Source organism: Pseudoxanthomonas sp. UC19_8, from assembly GCF_042700505.1.
Lineage (GTDB): Bacteria > Pseudomonadota > Gammaproteobacteria > Xanthomonadales > Xanthomonadaceae > Pseudoxanthomonas_A > Pseudoxanthomonas_A winnipegensis.
Genome location: NZ_CP170559.1, coordinates 342599 through 358626 on the forward strand (window position 1 = coordinate 342599; position 16028 = coordinate 358626).

Consider the following 16028-nt stretch of genomic DNA (forward strand, 5'->3'; position numbering starts at 1 on the left):
TCCGGCTCTGCCGGGAAAGCCCCAGCCGAGCGAGCTCGGCTCTACAACGCATCGTTATCACTACGCCCCGGGAGGGCCTCACCAATGTCACATATCGCCTTCATCGGTCTGGGCAACATGGGCGGGCCGATGGCCGCCAACCTGGTCAAGGCCGGGCACACGCTGTCGGTGTTCGACCTGGCGCCCGCGGCGCTGGAGGCGGCCAAGGCCGCCGGCGCCCACGCCGCCGCCTCGGCCCTCGACACGCTGGACGGGGCCGAGGTGGTGATCTCGATGCTGCCGGCCAGTCGGCATGTCGAAGGCCTGTACCTGGGCGACGGCGGGCTGCTCGAAAAGATCCCCGCTGGCGCACTGGTGATCGACTGCAGCACCATCGCCCCGGCAAGCGCGCGCAAGGTCGCCCAGGCCGCGGCCGCGCGCGGCCTGGCGATGCTCGACGCGCCGGTGTCCGGCGGCACCGCCGGCGCCCAGGCCGGCACGCTGACCTTCATCGTCGGCGGCGAGGCGCAGGTGCTCGAACGCGCCCGCCCCGTGCTGCAGGCGATGGGCAAGAACATTTTCCATGTCGGCGCCAGCGGCGCCGGCCAGGTCGCCAAGCTGTGCAACAACATGGCCCTGGGCGTGATCATGGCGGTGACCGGCGAGGCCATCGGCCTGGGCGTGGCGCACGGGCTGGACCCGAAGGTGCTCTCGCAGATGATGGCGGTCAGCACCGGGCGCAGCTGGGCCACCGAGGTCTGCAACCCGTGGCCGGGCGTGCTGGAGAACGCACCGGCCTCGCGCGGCTACAGCGGCGGCTTCGGCAACGACCTGATGCTCAAGGACCTGGGCCTGGCCGTGGAAGCGGCCATGGGCGTGGGCGCGACCATCCCGCTGGGCGAACTGGCGCGCAACCTCTACGCCATGAACAAACAGGCCGGCCGCGGCGGCCTGGACTTCTCCAGCGTGGTGCAGCTGATCAGCGACAAGGCGCAAGGCTGAGGCCTCGCTGCAAACAGTGGGCCGTGCCTTGAAGCGCGGTCCAATCGCCGAGCCTCCGCCAACCTTCCACCGTCATTCCCGCGAAAGCGGGAATCCATGGACGTCGGCCCTGCGCATGAAAGCCGCTGGATGGTCAGACATGCGCCTGCCGAAACGCACTTCCCGCTTTCGCGGAAATGACGGGTCTTCTTCGCCGTTCCGATCCGCGCTTGCCCGCTCTTCCTCGCCCGCCGCGCGTCTCACCTGCAATGCGCGTCGGTGACGATGCGCTGCACGCGGTCGTAGTCGGCCTTCCTGTCGGCCTGGTTCTCGGGCTTGGCGTAGCGCCAGGCCACTTCGGCCTCGCCCAGGCGCTTGTTCCAGGCCGCGCACAGGCGCTGGTCGGGCACGCGGGCGCAGACGTCGTGGATCACCTCGCAGGCCCGGCCTGCGCCGCCGGCCGGGTTGCCGTCCAGGCCGACCGTGTTCAGCGGCGCGCAGCGCGACTGCGGATTGGCCTCCTCGGTCAGGTAGGTGCCGCTGTCGTAGGTGGTGCACTGGAACAGGATCGGCGGCGCCGAGCCGGTGACCAGCCCGGCCGCGGCCTGGTTGGCCTGCGGCGTCTGGCGACCGGCCAGCGCGTCGGCGGCTGCATCGTCCTTGTGCAGGGTCGGGTCCTGGATCAGCGTCATGCCGGGAATCGTCTGCAGCACCTGCGTGTCGTCGGCCGCCGGAACGATGGCCGAATCGCGTGCGCGCTCGCCGCCCTGGCGCGCCGCCGCCGGCGCAGCGAATGGAGCGGTCTGCGGCGCTGTTGGCGCCGCCGCCTGTGCCGCCGGCACCGCGGTCGCCGGCGTCGCTGCGGCGGCAGCGGGCCTGTTGCCGGGCAGCGGCATGCTGGCCACGCCCTGCACGGCGCGCTTGTCGGTCTTGCTGCCGGCTGGGCAGGGGCTGTTCTGGACGGTCAGCGCGCCGGTGGCATCGGTGCAGCGGTAGATCGTCGTCGCCGGCCCGGTCGGCGCGGGCGGCGTCACGGTCGGATCCGGGGTGGCGCTCAGGTGCAGCTGCGCAGGGGGGGGGCCGGAAGAAGCAGGCAACGCGGCCGGCGCGGCCTCGACGCTGCGCGCGGGCGGCACCGTCGATGCGGCCGCAGGCGCGGGCGCGTTGCGCAGCGAAGATGGCAGCGGTCGGCTCGCCACCTCGCCGACCTGGCGCTTGTCTTCCTTGGTCCCGGCCGGGCACGGCGCGTTCTGCACCGTCATCTCGCCCTTGGCATCGGTGCAGCGGTAGATCGTGGTCTGCGCCAGCAGCGGCCACGCCAGGCCCAGCGCCGTCGCCGCCAGGGCGACGCGCGCCCAGTTCCTCACTGCCATCAACCTGCTCCGCAATCGTTGTCCAGGCGCGCGTCGAGACCGCGCTGTTCTTTGTCCAGCGCGTGCCGCTCGCTCTGCAGCGCGCTGTGGTACTGGCGCTGGATCTCGTAGCGCCGGTCGCGCAGCCGGTCGCAGACCTCGGCCTGCGGCAGCTGGTGACAGGCGTCGCGCACCCAGGTGTTGCCGACCACCACCGGTCCGCCGGGTCGATGATGGCCGGGCGGGCCCCAGCCGCCGCCGGGGTAGCCCAGCGACCACAGCGGCACCAGGCGCGGATTTCCGTCGCCATTGTCGCTGGTGTAGGTGCGTCCATCGTCGCTGGTGCACAGGTACATCGGCCGCGGCGGGGTGCGATAGATCACCACCTGCGCCGGTGCCGGTGGGGCGGCGGGGCGGGCTGGCGAAGCCGGGGCCGTGGGCGAGGCCGGCACCGGCGGTGGATCCTGCGGGCGCAGCATCTCGCGCACTTCCTGGCGCTGGCCCGGCGGACACTTGGCGTCGCTCAGCGTCACCGTGCCGTCGCGGCCCACGCAGCGGTAGATCGTGACCGGATCGGCCGCGCGCGCCTCACTCGCCGCCAGGGCGGCGAGCACGAGCAACAGCGGCGGCAGCGGTGGGCGCGACATGCGCGCATCTTGCGCGCTGGCCTGCGGGGCGGGAAGCCTCGCCGGGGTGACGGTTCAGTCCCGCAGCACCTGGCCGGTACGCGCGTCGCGGATCACGCTGGGGCGATCCAGGCCGCCGGTGCGGCCTTCCAGCACGCCGTCCACGCGCGCCAGCAGGCGCAGGTCGAGATCCTCGAACCGGCGCACCGACGGCTCGCCGGCCAGGTTGGCGCTGGTGGACACCAGCGGCCCGCCGAAGGCGTTGCACAGCGCGATCACCTGCGGATGGGCGGTGACGCGCACGGCGATGCCGCTGTGCACGCCGGTGACCCAGCGCGGCGCCTGCGGCGAGGCCGGCACGATCCAGGTGTTGGCGCCGGGCCAGCTGTCGAGCACCGCGGCCTGGCGCGCGGCCGGCAGCGCGTCCCAGTCCAGCAGCGGGGCGAGCTGGTCGCGCTCGGCGGCGATCAGGATCAGGCCCTTGTCGACGCTGCGCTGCTTGATCGCCAGCAGGCGCATCACGGCCGGCTGCGACAGCGGGTCGCAGCCCAGGCCCCACACGCCTTCGGTGGGATAGGCCAGCACACCACCCTCGCGCAGCAGCGCGACGGCGGCGTCCAGGGACAGGGTCGAGACCGGCATGGCGTCAGAACGGTGCCGCGTCGTCGGCCGGCTTCTTCTTGATCACGGTCTTCTTGCCCGAGACCGGCATGGCCTTGGACGAGAGCATCGACACGGCCGGTTCGGGCTGGGCGGCGACCTTTTTCACCGCCTTTTTGGCGGCTTTCTTTGCAGGCGCCTTCTTGGCGGCTTTCTTCGCCGCAGGTTCCTTCGCGGCCTTGGCGCTCTTGGCGGGCGCCTTGGCCGCGGTCTTCTTCGCGCCGAAGCCCTTGCGCACCGGCTTGCCGGTCTCTTCCAGCAGCTTGACCACCTCGTCCAGCGTCAGCGACGCCGGCTCGCGATCCTTGGGGATCTTGCCGTTGAGCTTGCCGTCGGAGATGTACGGGCCGAAGCGGCCGTTGAGCACCTGGATGTCGCTGCCGTCGAACTCCTTGATGATCCGGTTGCGCGCGATCTCTTCCTTCTCCTCGATCAGGAACACCGCGCGGGCCAGGTCGATCGTGTACGGGTCGTCTTCCTTCTTCAGCGAGGCATAGGTGTTGCCGCGCCGGGCGAACGGGCCGAAGCGGCCGATGCCGACGCTGACGTCCTCGCCCTTGTCCTGGCCCAGCGCGCGCGGCATCAGGAACAGCTCCAGCGCCTCGTCCAGGGTGATGGTGTGCATCGACTGGCCCGGGCGCAGCGAGGCGAACTTGGGCTTCTCCTCGGCGTCCTCGGCGGTGCTGCCGATGGCCGCGTACGGCCCGAACCGGCCCAGCCGCACGCTGACCGGCTTGCCGGTCTTGGGATCGGTGCCCAGCTCGCGCGCGCCGCTGGCCTCGGCGCGGTCGACCGATTCCTTCTTCTCGTCCACCAGCTGGATGAAGGGCTCCCAGAAGCGCGTCATCAGCGGCACCCAGTCCTCCTCGCCGCGGCTGACCGCATCCAGCTCGTCTTCCATCTTGGCGGTGAAGTCGTAGTCCACGTAGCGGGTGAAGTGCCCGGACAGGAACTTGCTGACCGCGCGGCCGACGTCGGAAGGCCGGAAGCTGCGGCCTTCCATCTCCACGTACTTGCGGAAGATCAGGGTCTGGATGATCGAGGCATAGGTGGAGGGACGGCCGATGCCGTATTCCTCCAGCGCCTTGACCAGCGCCGCTTCGGTGAAGCGCGGCGGCGGCTGGGTGAAGTGCTGCTCGGCGTTGATGCGGTCCAGCGGCACTGTGTCGCCCGGCTTCATCGCCGGCAGCTTGCGGCCTTCGTCCTCGTCCTCGGCGCTCTTGGTGTCCTTGCCTTCCTCGTACACGGCCAGAAAGCCGGGCACCACCACGGTGGTGCCGCTGGCGCGGAAGGCGTGCTGGCTGCCGGCGGCCAGCTCGACGCTGACCGTGTTGAGCGTGGCCGGGATCATCTGGCAGGCCACCGCGCGCTTCCAGATCAGCTCGTACAGGCGGCGCTCGTCGTCGGACAGGTAGCGGGAGACCTGCGCGGGCGTGCGCAGGGCCGAGGTCGGGCGCACGGCTTCGTGCGCTTCCTGGGCGTTCTTGGACTTGGTCTGGTAGGTGTTGGGCTTGTCCGGCAGCGAGGCGGTGCCGTAGTCGCGGGCGATGACGTCGCGGATCTCGTCCAGCGCGTCCTGCGAGAGGTTCACCGAGTCGGTACGCATGTAGGAGATCAGGCCGACCGTGCCTTCCTCGCCGATGGCCACGCCCTCGTACAGCTTCTGCGCCACCTGCATGGTCTTGCGCGTGGTGAAGCCCAGCTTGCGCGAGGCCTCCTGCTGCAGGGTCGAGGTGGTGAACGGCGGGGCGGGGCGACGCTTGCGCTCCTTGCTCGCCACGTCGGTGACATGCAGCGAGCCCTGCGCGGCCTGCTGGATGCGCAGCCGCGCGGCCTCGGCCGTGTCGCCGTCGGTGACGGTGAACTGTTCGAACTTCTGCCCGTCCAGCTTCACCAGCTTGGCGCTGAAATGCTGGCTGGGATGCGCGCACTCGGCGGCGATGGACCAGTACTCGCGGGCGACGAAGGCTTCGATCTCCTCCTCGCGCTCGACGATCATGCGCAGCGCCGGGCTCTGCACGCGGCCGGCCGACAGGCCGCGCTGCACCTTGCGCCACAGCACCGGCGAGAGGTTGAAGCCCACCAGGTAGTCCAGCGCGCGGCGCGCCTGCTGCGCATCGACCAGGTCGGCGGCGATGCTGCGCGGCTTGGTCATGGCCTCCTTGATCGCGCGCGGCGTGATCTCGGTGAATACCACCCGGTGCATGGGCTTGCCCTGGACCAGGTTGCGTTCCTTCAGGATCTCGGCGATGTGCCAGCTGATCGCCTCGCCCTCGCGGTCCGGGTCGGTCGCCAGATAGATGTCGTCGGCCGTCTTGGCCGCCTTGGCGATCGCGTCGACGTGCTTCTCGTTCTTCTCGATCGTCTCGTAGCGCATGGCGAAGCCGTTGTCCGGATCGACCGCGCCCTCCTTGGGCACCAGGTCGCGCACGTGCCCGTAGCTGGCCAGGACGGTGAAGTCCTTGCCGAGGTATTTGTTGATCGTCTTGGCCTTGGCGGGCGACTCGACGATGAGCAGGTGCTTGGGCATTGGCTGGGGAGGTTCGATGCGGGCCGTGCGGGGCGGCGAGTGTGGGGCAGATCGGGGGAGGACAGAAGGCGACGCCCGGTCCTTTCGGCCCCGGGCGTTCAGCTTGTGGCTTTTTATAGTGGAATCACGGCCATGGTCCGGCTGTCAAGCCGGCCCGGTCGCGGCTCACCGGTGGCTCATGGCCGCACCGATGCCCGCGAACACCACGATGGCCACGTAGCCGAGCAGCACCAGACCGGCCAGGACCAGCATGGTGATGGTCACCGCGCCCAGCTCGCGGCGCTGGCGTTCGGGGTGGGCGGTGAAGGCCCAGCGGTCCACCACCAGGGTGTCGCTCATCATGTCGTGCAGGCCCTGCTTGCGCGCGGTGATGCCGCTCATGATGGCCGAGGCCAGCAGGGTCAGGTTGCAGGTCACCGCGCCCAGCAGCACCAGCCCGGCGAACCGGCCGAAGCTGCGCAGCACCGAAATGCGCTCGCCGTTGGAGCGCACCACCTTGATGCCCACCGCCAGCTTGCCCAGCGTGGCCTGGCTGCCGGAGGCGTGCATCAGGGTGAAATAGGCCGCCTGCACGAGGAAGGGCACCAGGTAGAACAGCAGGACGAAGGTCACGCCCAGCATCGGCGCGCGCCCGGCCTGCATGTCGGAGAACAGGTTGCCTCCGACGCCCATGGCCACCACCACGATCATCAGCACCGCGAACATCACCGCGCCGACGATCAGGCCGTCCAGCATCGAGGCGGCAAAGCGTTTGAGGAAGCCGGCGTAGACGATCTCGCCGCCGTCGACCACGTTCTGCTCGCGGGCGATGGTGGCGCGCGGGGCGGCGTAGGGCGAGGCCGGTTCGACCGTGGCGCCTGGTACGGCCGAGCGCCAGTCGGCGGCGGCGGGCGCGACCGATTCGGTGGCGAACGGGGCTGGATCCGCCGGCGGCGGCGCGACCGGCGCGTCGCCCAGCAGGCCCAGCTCGGCCGCGTGCCGGCCCAGCGGCTGCCAGTCGGGCAGCCCTTCGCGCCAGACCAGGGCGTCCTGGCCGATGCGGCCGGCGTTGAAGGCCTGGGCCAGCGCGGCCGCGTCCATCGGGCCGTGACGCTGGCGGTCACGGTCTGCGTAGTACCAGTTCGACATGCGATCCCCGTGTTGCTTCCAATTCCCCGGGCGCCACGTTAACCCAGGCGGGTGGGCGAACCCAGGCCCTGCCCGGGAGGGGCGCTAGCGCCCGCCGGCGCGGCACTGGGCCGGCAGCTGGCGGCCCGGCAGTTCCGAGCGGCAGCGCCAGCCGCCCGCGCCATCGGCTTCCAGCCAGATCCGTTTGCCGTCCAGGCGCGCCTGTCCGGGCCTGCGCAGGACGATCTCCAGCCCGCAGGCGCCGCTGGCGGGGAACTTGCCGATCGTGATCGCCGAGACCGCGCGCCCTGCGTAACCGCCAGGTGCGCGGAAAGGCGGCTGGCCATTGGCCGGACAGGACCCCGACGGCGCCTGGGCGATGGCCTGCTGGACCTGCGCCTGTACCGGTGCCGCCTCGCTCAGGGCCTGGGCGATCACCGATCGGGTGAGGTAGTCCTGATAAGCGGGGAACGCGATGGCGGCCAGGACGGCGATCGGCGCAAGGCAGGCCAGCGCGACGATCGCGGCGATCGCGCAGCCGGACAGGCCGCGCCGGGCGGGCGTGCGCTGGGCTGAGGACGCGGCCGCCAGCGGCGGAGGGGCGGGCGGAAGCGCAGGACCCAGGCCCAACTCGGGCCGCAGGGTCGACAGCGGCTGCCATTGGGCCAGACCTTCGCGCCATAGCAGCGATTGCTGGCCGAGCGTCCCGTCGCGCAGCAGACGCAGGATGTCCTCGGTCGGCACCGGACCCTCGGTCCGGGCCTCGTGCCGGTAATACCACTGACTCATCGATTCTCCCCGCGTCCCTGCGCGGCCTGCGCCTGGGCGCAGGCCGGTTGATCGGTCAGTGCACCGGCTCCGGCTCGTCGGCGAACATCTGGGTCTCCATCCAGGCGTAGGCCGCTTCCGACCCCGGCTGGTTGAACAGCACCATCAGCACGACCCACTTGAGGTCGTCCAGATCCAGTTCGTCCTGGTCCAGCGCCATGGCGCGGTCCAGCACCAGCTCGCGCTGGTCGGCGTCCAGGATGCCGTGCTGCTCGAGGAACATCAGGAAGCCGCGGCCTTCCACGTCCAGCTTCTCCAGCTCGAGGCCGTGGAAGATGCGGATCGGGCCGTCCACGCGCGGCTCGCCGGCGCTGGGCCGCTGCTCGGCCAGCGCATCGAGCCAGTCGAAGGCTTTATTGATTTCGGTGGGGCTGAAACCGGCCTGGATCAGGCCGTTCTGGAGGGAGTCGCGGTCGCGGACCGGATCGGCGTCTTCGGTGAAGTAATGTTCGAACAGGTATAGCAGGACGTCCAGGATGCTCTCTTTCATTGCCCTCGGCCTGTGCTCAAAAGCACTGTGGAGGTGGGAAAACTACGATCTGCGTGCGTAACGGCCATGTTCGACCGCCACCTGCCCATCCAGTTCCATGACCAGCAGCATGGAGGACACTTCAGCGGTCGTCAATCGGGTCCGCGCGACGAGTTGATCCATACCGGTTGGGTCGTGGCCAAGCGCTTCCCACAAGCGCTGGTAGTCGGGGTCTGGGTGCGTCCTGGCGGGATCGTCCCCTGGATGGGGGCGGCCGGCGGGTGCCGCAAGGCCCCTGGCCAGGTCGCCGGCGGCCTGGGCCAGGCCTTCGAGGATTTCCCGGGGGTGCTCGATCAGGGTCGCCCCGTCGCGGATCAGGCGATGGCAGCCGCGCGCCATCGGGTTGTGGATCGAGCCGGGCAGGGCGAAGACCTCGCGTCCGGCCTCGGCCGCCAGGCGGGCGGTGATCAGCGCGCCTGAACGCTCGGCCGCCTCGATCACCACGGTGCCCAGCGCCAGCCCGGCCAGGACCCGGTTGCGGCTGGGGAAGTGCGGCGCCCGTGCCCGCGTGCCGGGCGGGAACTCGCTGACCACCGCGCCGCGCTCGGCCAGGCGCGCGCGCAGGCGGGCGTGGCCAGCCGGATAGGCCAGGTCCGGCCCGGTGCCGACCACCGCCACCGTGCGCCCATCGGCCAGCGCCAGCGCGGCCTCGTGCGCGGCGGCGTCGATGCCGGCGGCCATGCCGCTGAGCACCGCCCAGCCGGCCGAGGCCAGCGCACGGGCGAAGTCGGCGGCGTTGTCGCGGCCTCCGGCGGTGGGCGCGCGGCTGCCGACCACCGCCACGCCGGGGTGCCAGAGCAGGTCCGCATCGCCCTCGACGAACAGTGCCAGCGGCGGCGAGGCCGTCTGCGCCAGCAGCGGCGGGTAGTCGGCATGCCCCCAGTGCAGCAGGCACCGCCGCGGCCCGGCCAGCCAGGCCAGGCAGCGCGCCAGGGCCGCGGCGCAGGGGGCGGCCAGGCGCGCGCAGCGCTTGGCCTCCAGCCCGGCCTGGCTCCAGGCCGCAGGCCCGGCGGCCAGCGCGGCGGCGGCGCTGCCATGGGTCTCGACCAGCTGCCGGCGTGGCGCGGTGGCGCCGCCGGCCAGCACCAGGGCCAGCCAGGCGCGGGTGTCTTCATCGTCCATGGCCGCCAGCGTGGCCCAGGAAACGACGACGGCGCCCTCGGGCGCCGTCGTGATGCTGCGTAGGAAAAGTCGGATCAGTCGACGCTGGCGGTGGCCGTGTTCGGCATGCCGGCGTCCGGGTCGCGCAGGAAGTAGCCCACGCGCGAGGGCGCCGAGCCTTCCATGATCAGGCCGTAGCTGACCTTCTCATAGGTCTTGAAGATCATCACGTGCGCGGTGTACTGGTCGGGCAGCTTGTTGCGGCCCTGGCCGGGCTTCTTGGTCTCGGCGATGCGCGAGGTCGAGCCCTTGAACGGGTCGAGCTTGTAGCTGCCCGGACGCCACACCGACAGCACCGTGCCGTTGTCCAGGCCTTCGCGGCTGCCGCCGGACAGGGCGACCACGTCGTGCGCGCCGCCGTAGGACAGCGTGTCGGAGATCGACATGATGCGCACCTTGCCGTCCACCAGCGGGGTGCGCGGCGGATGCGGGAAGAACTGCAGGTCGAAGGGCTGGGCCTCGACCGGGATCAGGCGATCGCCGGCGCGGACCTCGCGACCATTGCCTTCCAGATGCAGCGTGGTGGCGTTGCCCTCGGGATCGACCGCGGTGACGGTGCCGATGGCCATCTGCTCCAGCTCGTAGCCGAGGAAGTCGTCGTTGTCGTTGGGGGCCTGGAACTCCTTCCACAGGTTGCCCTCGCCGAGCGTGCGCTCGCCGCGGTAGTCCAGGTCGGTGCTGGGCTTGGGCTCGTCGTAGTACTTGGTCGGCCGCACCACGGCGTAGCGCTGGCCGACCTGCGGGGCTTCCAGGTCGACGGCGTAGACGTCCTGGCCGCCGAAGGCGCGCAGGCGGTCGTCCTGCAGACCGGCGATGTAGGGCAGATCGTCGATGCTGTCGACCACGCGCAGGTGGCGCAGGAAGGGCTCGATGTCCGACAGCGGCACGCCGGTGATCGGCGCGTCCTGGCGCGGCCCGGGCTTGACCTGGGCCTGGGCCACGCGGTCCAGATAGGCCAGGCTGATCACATCGCCCGGATAGATCAGGTGCGGGTTGGCGATCTGCGGGTTGGCCTGCCAGATCTCCGGCCAGAGCCAGGGCTTCTTGAGGAAGCGCGCCGAGATATCCCACAGCGTGTCGCCCTTGCGCACCACGTAGGTGTCGGGGTGGTTGCCGGCGAATTCTTGGGCCGTGGCGAAGGCGGCAAGGGTCAGGAACGCGACAGCCACAGCTGTGCGGCATTGTTTGAACATGGCGGTATGTACCTGATTCCCCTACAGGTGGTCGCCACTATAGTCCAGAAAAAGCCCGCCGACGCAAGCGATGGTGGGGGTCCGCTGCGCGGGGGCTTGTCCTCTGGCGGCGGGTGGGGCGCGCCGCCCTCGGGCGCGCCCGGGACAAGGAAGCGCGAGGAAGTGGACTTGGGTCCACGACCGAGCAATGACGTCGTCACAGGCCTGTCCAGGGGTGGCCCTTCGGGTTGAGTCGGCAGGACGGCCACGTTCGAGAGGCGCGCTGTGAAATGCGCAACGGTCCGTCCCGCGTCATGCGCTGCGCTCGACTGCCCTGCGGGCCCGACGCGGCCTATCCGGTGCCGGAGGACAAGCCCTACAATGTGCGGTCCGTCGCCGGACCGCATCCCGGCCTCCCCACCAGGTGCTCGCCATGGCCCAGTTGCCCATCCTCGAATTCCCCGATCCGCGCCTGCGCACCAAGGCGGTGCCCGTACGCGCGGAGCAGATCGCCGAACCGGCGTTCCAGACCCTGCTCGACGACATGTTCGAGACCATGTACGAGGCGCCGGGCATCGGCCTGGCCGCCAGTCAGGTGGACGTGCACCAGCGCTTCATGGTCATCGACGTGAGCGAGGAGAAGAACGCCCCGCAGGTGTTCATCAACCCGGAGATCCTGGACAAGGCCGGCGAGCAGGTCTACCAGGAGGGCTGCCTGTCGGTGCCCGGGATCTTCGCCGACGTGACCCGCGCCGATGCGATCACGGTGAAGTTCCTCGACCGCACCGGCGCGGCGCAGCAGCTGCGCGTGGACGGCCTGCTGGCGGTGTGCATCCAGCACGAGATGGACCACCTGGACGGCAAGCTGTTCGTCGATTACCTGTCCCCGCTCAAGCGCGAGATGGTCAAGAAGAAGCTGGCCAAGGCGCGACGGAATGCGGCATGAGGTGAGGCCGGGGCGCGGGTCTTCGGACCTGAGACCCGGCCGGTCGGCCCTGCCGACGCATCAGCCACGCAGGCGTCCCCCGTTTTTCGCTCCGAACCCAAAGTTGCGCCCCTCCGCATGAAAATCGTCTTTGCCGGCACGCCGGATTTCGCCGTGCCGTCGCTGCGCGCGGCCGTGCGCCACAACGAAGTGGTCGCCGTCTACACCCAGCCCGACCGTCCCCGCCGGGCGCGGGCGCGGGCTGACCGCCTCGCCGGTCAAGCTCGAGGCGATCAAGCGCGGCATCCCGGTGCTGCAGCCCGAGACGCTGCGCAACCCCGAGACCCAGGCCGCGCTGCGGCTGATGGCGCCGGATGTGATGGTGGTGGTCGCCTACGGCCTGATCCTGCCTAAGGCCGTGCTGGAGATCCCGCGCTACGGCTGCTGGAACGTGCACGCCTCGCTGCTGCCGCGCTGGCGCGGCGCCGCGCCGATCCAGCGCGCCATCGAGGCCGGCGACACCGAGAGCGGCGTGTGCCTGATGCAGATGGAGGCCGGCCTGGACACCGGGCCGGTGCTGCTGTCGCTGTCCACGCCGATCTCCGAGACCGACACCGGCGGCCAGCTGCACGACCGCCTGGCCGAGCTGGGCGGGCAGGTGCTGGCCGACGGCCTGGGCCTGCTGCGCGCCGATATGCGTCCGGTGCCGCGGCCGCAGCCCGCGGAAGGGGTCACCTACGCGCACAAGCTGGACAAGGCCGAGGCGCGGCTGGACTGGACCCAGCCGGCGCAGGTGCTGGCGCGCAAGGTGCGCGCCTTCGTGCCCTGGCCGATCGCGGAAGGCCAGGTGGCCGGCGAACGCCTGCGCATCCACGGCGCCATCGCCATCGACCTGGCCCATAACGCCGCGCCCGGCACGCTGCTGGCCGCCACCCGCCAGGGGCTGGACATCGCTTGTGGTCAGGGTGCGCTGCGCCTGCGCGTGGTCCAGCGCGAGGGCGGCAAGGCGATCACCGCCGCCGACTACCTCAACGCGCGCCGCGATCTGTCCGGCGCATGAGCAGTCAGGCCGGCGTGGTGGTGCGGGTCACGGCCGCCCGCGTGCTGGACGCGGTGCTGCATCGCGGCCGCTCGCTCAAGGCCGAGCTGGCCACCGCGCTGCCGCAGCTGGCCGATCCGCGCGATCGCGCGCTGCTCGAGGCGATCTGCTTCGCCGCGCTGCGCCGGCGCACGGCCTACAACGCGGCGCTGAGCGGCTGGATGCCCCGCCCGCTGCAGGCCAAGGACAACGAACTGCGCGCGCTGCTGCTGGCCGGCCTGGCCCAGCTCGACGCGCTGCAGCTGCCGGCGCACGCGGCGCTGTCGGCCACGGTCGAGGCGGCGCGCACGCTGGGCCGGCCGCACCAGGCCGGCATGGTCAACGCGCTGCTGCGCCGCGCCCAGCGCGAAGGCGTGCCGGCCGCCGATGCGTCGGCGGCCTGGCCGCAATGGCTGCAGCAGCGCATCCGCACCGATTGGCCGGCGCAGGCCGATGTGCTCTTCGCCGCCAGCGCGCAGGCCGCGCCGCTGTGGCTGCGGGTCAACCGGCGCGTGAGCGACCGCGACGCCTATCGCACGCAGCTGGCCGAGGCCGGGATCCAGGCCGAGACCGTCGCCGCCTTGTCCGACGGCCTGCGGCTGGCCGAATCGACCGCCGTCGGCGGCCTGCCGGGCTTCGACTCGGGCGTGGTGTCGGTCCAGGACGGCTCGGCCCAGCAGGTCGCCGATCTGTTCGCCCTGGCCGACCAGGCGCGGGTGCTGGACGCCTGCGCCGCGCCCGGCGGCAAGGCCGCGCATCTGCTCGAACGCCAGCCGGGCCTGCGGCTGACGGCGCTCGATGTGGATGCGCGCCGCCTGCGCCGGGTCGAACAGACCCTGCAGCGGGTCGGCGCGACGGCCACGCTCAAGGCGGCCGACGCCAGCGATCCGAGCGGCTGGTGGGACGGGGTGCCGTTCGATGCCGTGCTGCTGGACGCGCCGTGCTCGGCCACCGGCATCGTGCGCCGCCAACCCGACGTGCTGCTGCATCGCCGGCCCGAGGACCTCGCCGCGCTGACCGCGCTGCAGGCGCGCCTGCTGGACGCGGCCTGGGCGGTGCTCGCGCCGGGCGGCACGCTGGTGTATGCGACCTGCTCGCTGCTGGCCGCGGAGAACGCCGAGCAGATCGAGGCCTTCCTCGCGCGTCACGACGCCGCGCAGTTGGACGATCCGGGTGAAGCCTTGGGCCACCCCAGCGGCGGCGGGCGCCAGCGCCTGACCGGCGAGGACGGCATGGATGGCTTCTTCTATGCCCGTCTGCGCAAGGCCGCCGCCTGAGCCGACGGCGCGCGTCGCCTCACCACGGCGTTCCGACATCGCCTCGCTATCATCCCGCGCCATGCGTCCCATGACTTACGCCAAGACCCGCTCGCTCGATACCTGGTTGCTGTTCATCACCGCCTTGCTGGTCATCGGTGCGGGCATCGGCCTGCGCGATCCGTGGCCGGCCGACGAGCCGCGCTTCACGCTGGTCGCCAAGCACATGGTGGAGAGCGGCGACTGGCTGTTCCCGCATCGCGGCGTGGAGCTGTACTCGGACAAGCCGCCGATGCTGATGTGGCTGGAGGGGCTGTTCTTCCTGCTCACCGGCAACTGGCGCGTGGCCTTCCTGATGCCCTCGCTGCTGGCTACGCTGGGCGCGATCTGGTGCGTCAAGGACCTGGGCCAGCGGCTGTGGACGCGCAAGGTCGGGCTGTACGCGGGCTGGGCGCTGCTGTTCGCCTTCCAGTTCACCTATCAGGCCAAGCGCGCGCAGATCGACGCGCTGGTGCTGGGCATGATCACGCTGGCCAACTACGGCCTGCTGCGGCATCTGCTCAAGGGGCCGGACTGGAAGATGTGGGTGCTGGGCTGGTTCTTCGCCGGCCTGGGCACGATCACCAAGGGAGTGGGCTTCCTGGCGTTGCTGAGCATCGTGCCGGCGGCGGTGGTCTCGGCCCGCGGCTGGCCCGGGGTCAAGGTGTGGGCCGGCGACCGGCGCTTCTGGCTGGGACCGCTGGCCTTCCTGGTGGCGGTGTCGATCTGGCTGGTGCCGATGGTGGCCACGGTGCTGCTGTCGGGCGATCCGGAGCACCGCGCCTATCTCAACGACATCCTGCTGCGGCAGACCGCCAAGCGCTACGCGCGCTCCTGGGACCACCCGCAGCCGTGGTGGTACTTCCTGCAGGTGCTGCTGATGTGGGCGCCGACCATCCTGGCGCTGCCCTGGGCGATCGCGCCGTGGGCGCGGCGCCTGCGCCTGCGCCACGATCCGCGCTATCTGGTGCCGCTGGCGTGGTGGCTGATCGTGATGGTGTTCTTCTCCATCCCGCACGGCAAACGCGACGTCTACATCATGCCGGCGCTGCCGATGCTGTGCCTGGCGCTGGCGCCGCTGCTGCCGGGCCTGCTACGGCGGCGCGACGTGCGCGTGGTGCTGCATGCGTTCACCGCGGTGCTGGTGCTGGCCACGCTGGGGATGGGCATCGCGATGCTGACCGGCGAGCCCTCTTTCGAACGCGGCCTGCATCGCGACCGCGACCTGGACCAGGCCGCGACCCACGCCCTGGCCTGGGTCCTGGTGGCGATCGGCACCTGGGGCCTGGGCAGCCTGCTGGCGTTCTGGCGACGGCCGGCGGTGGCGATGTGCTCGACGCTGGGCGCGACCTGGGTGCTGTACGGGATGGTGGTGTGCCCGCTGCTCAACGATTCCAGCTCCGCGCGCGGAGTGATGCGCGAGGTGGCCCAGGCCATCGGTCCGCAGGCCGAGCTGGGCCTGGTGGCCTGGAAGGAGCAGAACCTGCTCATGAGCCAGTCCAACACCACCACCTTCGGCTTCCGCAGGCTGTGGAAGGACCAGCTGCGCGAGGGCCTGGCCTGGCAGGCGCAGGCGCCGCAGCGGCGCTGGCTGCTGGTTCAGGACATCGCCCTGCCGGCCTGCATCGACCGCGGCGTGGCCCGGCACGCGGGGCAGGCCGGTCGCCGCGGCTGGTGGCTGGTGCCGATGGCCGCGCGCACGGGCTGTCCGGCCTCGCCGGAGATTCCGTTCGACGATTCGGCGCGCAAGGCGCAGGTCGAGGCCCAGGGTGAGTAACGCGATGTTGTGGATGACTGGCGTACAT

Annotated in this window: 13 protein-coding genes and 1 pseudogene; 5 read left to right on the forward strand and 9 right to left on the reverse strand. The window is 71.2% G+C overall.

Going from position 1 to position 16028, the window contains the following annotated elements; all coding sequences use genetic code 11:
* The first annotated feature begins 84 nt into the window (after positions 1–84).
* The gene (gene mmsB, locus ACFJIT_RS01510) at positions 85–981 is read left to right on the forward strand and encodes a 3-hydroxyisobutyrate dehydrogenase (RefSeq protein WP_379654805.1); all 897 of its coding nucleotides are present in this window, start codon (positions 85–87) and stop codon (positions 979–981) included.
* A gap of 239 nt (positions 982–1220) precedes the next feature.
* Here the strand turns inward: mmsB and ACFJIT_RS01515 are convergent, their stop codons facing one another.
* The 9 genes from ACFJIT_RS01515 to ACFJIT_RS01555 form a co-directional block, all read right to left on the reverse strand.
* Positions 1221–2333 carry a DUF4124 domain-containing protein gene (locus tag ACFJIT_RS01515; RefSeq protein WP_379654806.1) on the reverse strand — a complete coding sequence of 371 codons (1113 nt, stop codon included), beginning with the start codon at positions 2331–2333 and terminating at the stop codon, positions 1221–1223.
* Entirely contained in the window at positions 2333–2959 is a 627-nt protein-coding gene (locus ACFJIT_RS01520; RefSeq protein ID WP_379654807.1) for a DUF4124 domain-containing protein, read from the reverse strand. Before ACFJIT_RS01520 ends, ACFJIT_RS01515 begins: the two co-directional genes overlap by 1 nt.
* Positions 2960–3013: 54 nt before the next feature.
* Positions 3014–3580 (reverse strand): Sua5/YciO/YrdC/YwlC family protein, encoded by a 567-nt coding sequence (locus ACFJIT_RS01525; RefSeq protein WP_130524406.1) that lies wholly within the window; start codon positions 3578–3580, stop codon positions 3014–3016.
* Positions 3581–3584: 4 nt separating this feature from the next.
* Positions 3585–6128, reverse strand: coding sequence for a DNA topoisomerase I (locus ACFJIT_RS01530; RefSeq protein ID WP_130528296.1), 2544 nt, complete (start codon positions 6126–6128; stop codon positions 3585–3587).
* 165 nt (positions 6129–6293) lie between these two features.
* The gene (locus ACFJIT_RS01535; RefSeq protein WP_379654808.1) at positions 6294–7256 is read right to left on the reverse strand and encodes an RDD family protein; all 963 of its coding nucleotides are present in this window, start codon (positions 7254–7256) and stop codon (positions 6294–6296) included.
* Between the two features lie 84 nt (positions 7257–7340).
* Entirely contained in the window at positions 7341–8024 is a 684-nt protein-coding gene (locus tag ACFJIT_RS01540) for a GYF domain-containing protein (protein WP_379654809.1), read from the reverse strand.
* A 55-nt stretch (positions 8025–8079) separates the two neighbouring features.
* Positions 8080–8553, reverse strand: a complete 474-nt coding sequence (locus ACFJIT_RS01545) for a DUF494 family protein (protein WP_130516831.1) — start codon at positions 8551–8553, stop codon at positions 8080–8082.
* Between the two features lie 42 nt (positions 8554–8595).
* The gene (gene dprA, locus ACFJIT_RS01550) at positions 8596–9714 is read right to left on the reverse strand and encodes a DNA-processing protein DprA (protein ID WP_379654810.1); all 1119 of its coding nucleotides are present in this window, start codon (positions 9712–9714) and stop codon (positions 8596–8598) included.
* Between the two features lie 74 nt (positions 9715–9788).
* The gene (locus tag ACFJIT_RS01555) at positions 9789–10946 is read right to left on the reverse strand and encodes a LysM peptidoglycan-binding domain-containing protein (RefSeq protein ID WP_130516835.1); all 1158 of its coding nucleotides are present in this window, start codon (positions 10944–10946) and stop codon (positions 9789–9791) included.
* Positions 10947–11358: 412 nt separating this feature from the next.
* Between ACFJIT_RS01555 and def the strand changes: the two genes are divergently transcribed.
* The 4 genes and pseudogenes from def (at position 11359) to ACFJIT_RS01575 (ending at position 16000) form a co-directional block, all read left to right on the forward strand.
* Positions 11359–11871, forward strand: a complete 513-nt coding sequence (def, locus tag ACFJIT_RS01560) for a peptide deformylase (protein WP_130535085.1) — start codon at positions 11359–11361, stop codon at positions 11869–11871.
* 117 nt (positions 11872–11988) lie between these two features.
* A pseudogene (gene fmt, locus ACFJIT_RS01565) lies at positions 11989–12910 on the forward strand (methionyl-tRNA formyltransferase).
* Positions 12907–14205 (forward strand): 16S rRNA (cytosine(967)-C(5))-methyltransferase RsmB, encoded by a 1299-nt coding sequence (rsmB, locus tag ACFJIT_RS01570; RefSeq protein WP_379654811.1) that lies wholly within the window; start codon positions 12907–12909, stop codon positions 14203–14205. Before fmt ends, rsmB begins: the two are co-directional and overlap by 4 nt.
* A gap of 70 nt (positions 14206–14275) precedes the next feature.
* Entirely contained in the window at positions 14276–16000 is a 1725-nt protein-coding gene (locus ACFJIT_RS01575; RefSeq protein ID WP_379655688.1) for an ArnT family glycosyltransferase, read from the forward strand.
* Positions 16001–16028: the final 28 nt, after the last annotated feature.

Bases quoted from the DNA above. Each gene is read 5' to 3' on its own strand.
- dprA (WP_379654810.1), bottom strand. From the start codon at position 9,714: ATGGACGATGAAGACACCCGCGCCTGGCTGGCCCTGGTGCTGGCCGGC.
- ACFJIT_RS01540 (WP_379654809.1), bottom strand. From the start codon at position 8,024: ATGAGTCAGTGGTATTACCGGCACGAGGCCCGGACCGAGGGTCCGGTG.
- ACFJIT_RS01575 (WP_379655688.1), top strand. From the start codon at position 14,276: ATGACTTACGCCAAGACCCGCTCGCTCGATACCTGGTTGCTGTTCATC.
- ACFJIT_RS01530 (WP_130528296.1), bottom strand. From the start codon at position 6,128: ATGCCCAAGCACCTGCTCATCGTCGAGTCGCCCGCCAAGGCCAAGACG.
- ACFJIT_RS01525 (WP_130524406.1), bottom strand. From the start codon at position 3,580: ATGCCGGTCTCGACCCTGTCCCTGGACGCCGCCGTCGCGCTGCTGCGC.
- ACFJIT_RS01545 (WP_130516831.1), bottom strand. From the start codon at position 8,553: ATGAAAGAGAGCATCCTGGACGTCCTGCTATACCTGTTCGAACATTAC.
- ACFJIT_RS01535 (WP_379654808.1), bottom strand. From the start codon at position 7,256: ATGTCGAACTGGTACTACGCAGACCGTGACCGCCAGCGTCACGGCCCG.
- rsmB (WP_379654811.1), top strand. From the start codon at position 12,907: ATGAGCAGTCAGGCCGGCGTGGTGGTGCGGGTCACGGCCGCCCGCGTG.
- def (WP_130535085.1), top strand. From the start codon at position 11,359: ATGGCCCAGTTGCCCATCCTCGAATTCCCCGATCCGCGCCTGCGCACC.
- ACFJIT_RS01515 (WP_379654806.1), bottom strand. From the start codon at position 2,333: ATGGCAGTGAGGAACTGGGCGCGCGTCGCCCTGGCGGCGACGGCGCTG.
- ACFJIT_RS01555 (WP_130516835.1), bottom strand. From the start codon at position 10,946: ATGTTCAAACAATGCCGCACAGCTGTGGCTGTCGCGTTCCTGACCCTT.
- ACFJIT_RS01520 (WP_379654807.1), bottom strand. From the start codon at position 2,959: ATGTCGCGCCCACCGCTGCCGCCGCTGTTGCTCGTGCTCGCCGCCCTG.
- mmsB (WP_379654805.1), top strand. From the start codon at position 85: ATGTCACATATCGCCTTCATCGGTCTGGGCAACATGGGCGGGCCGATG.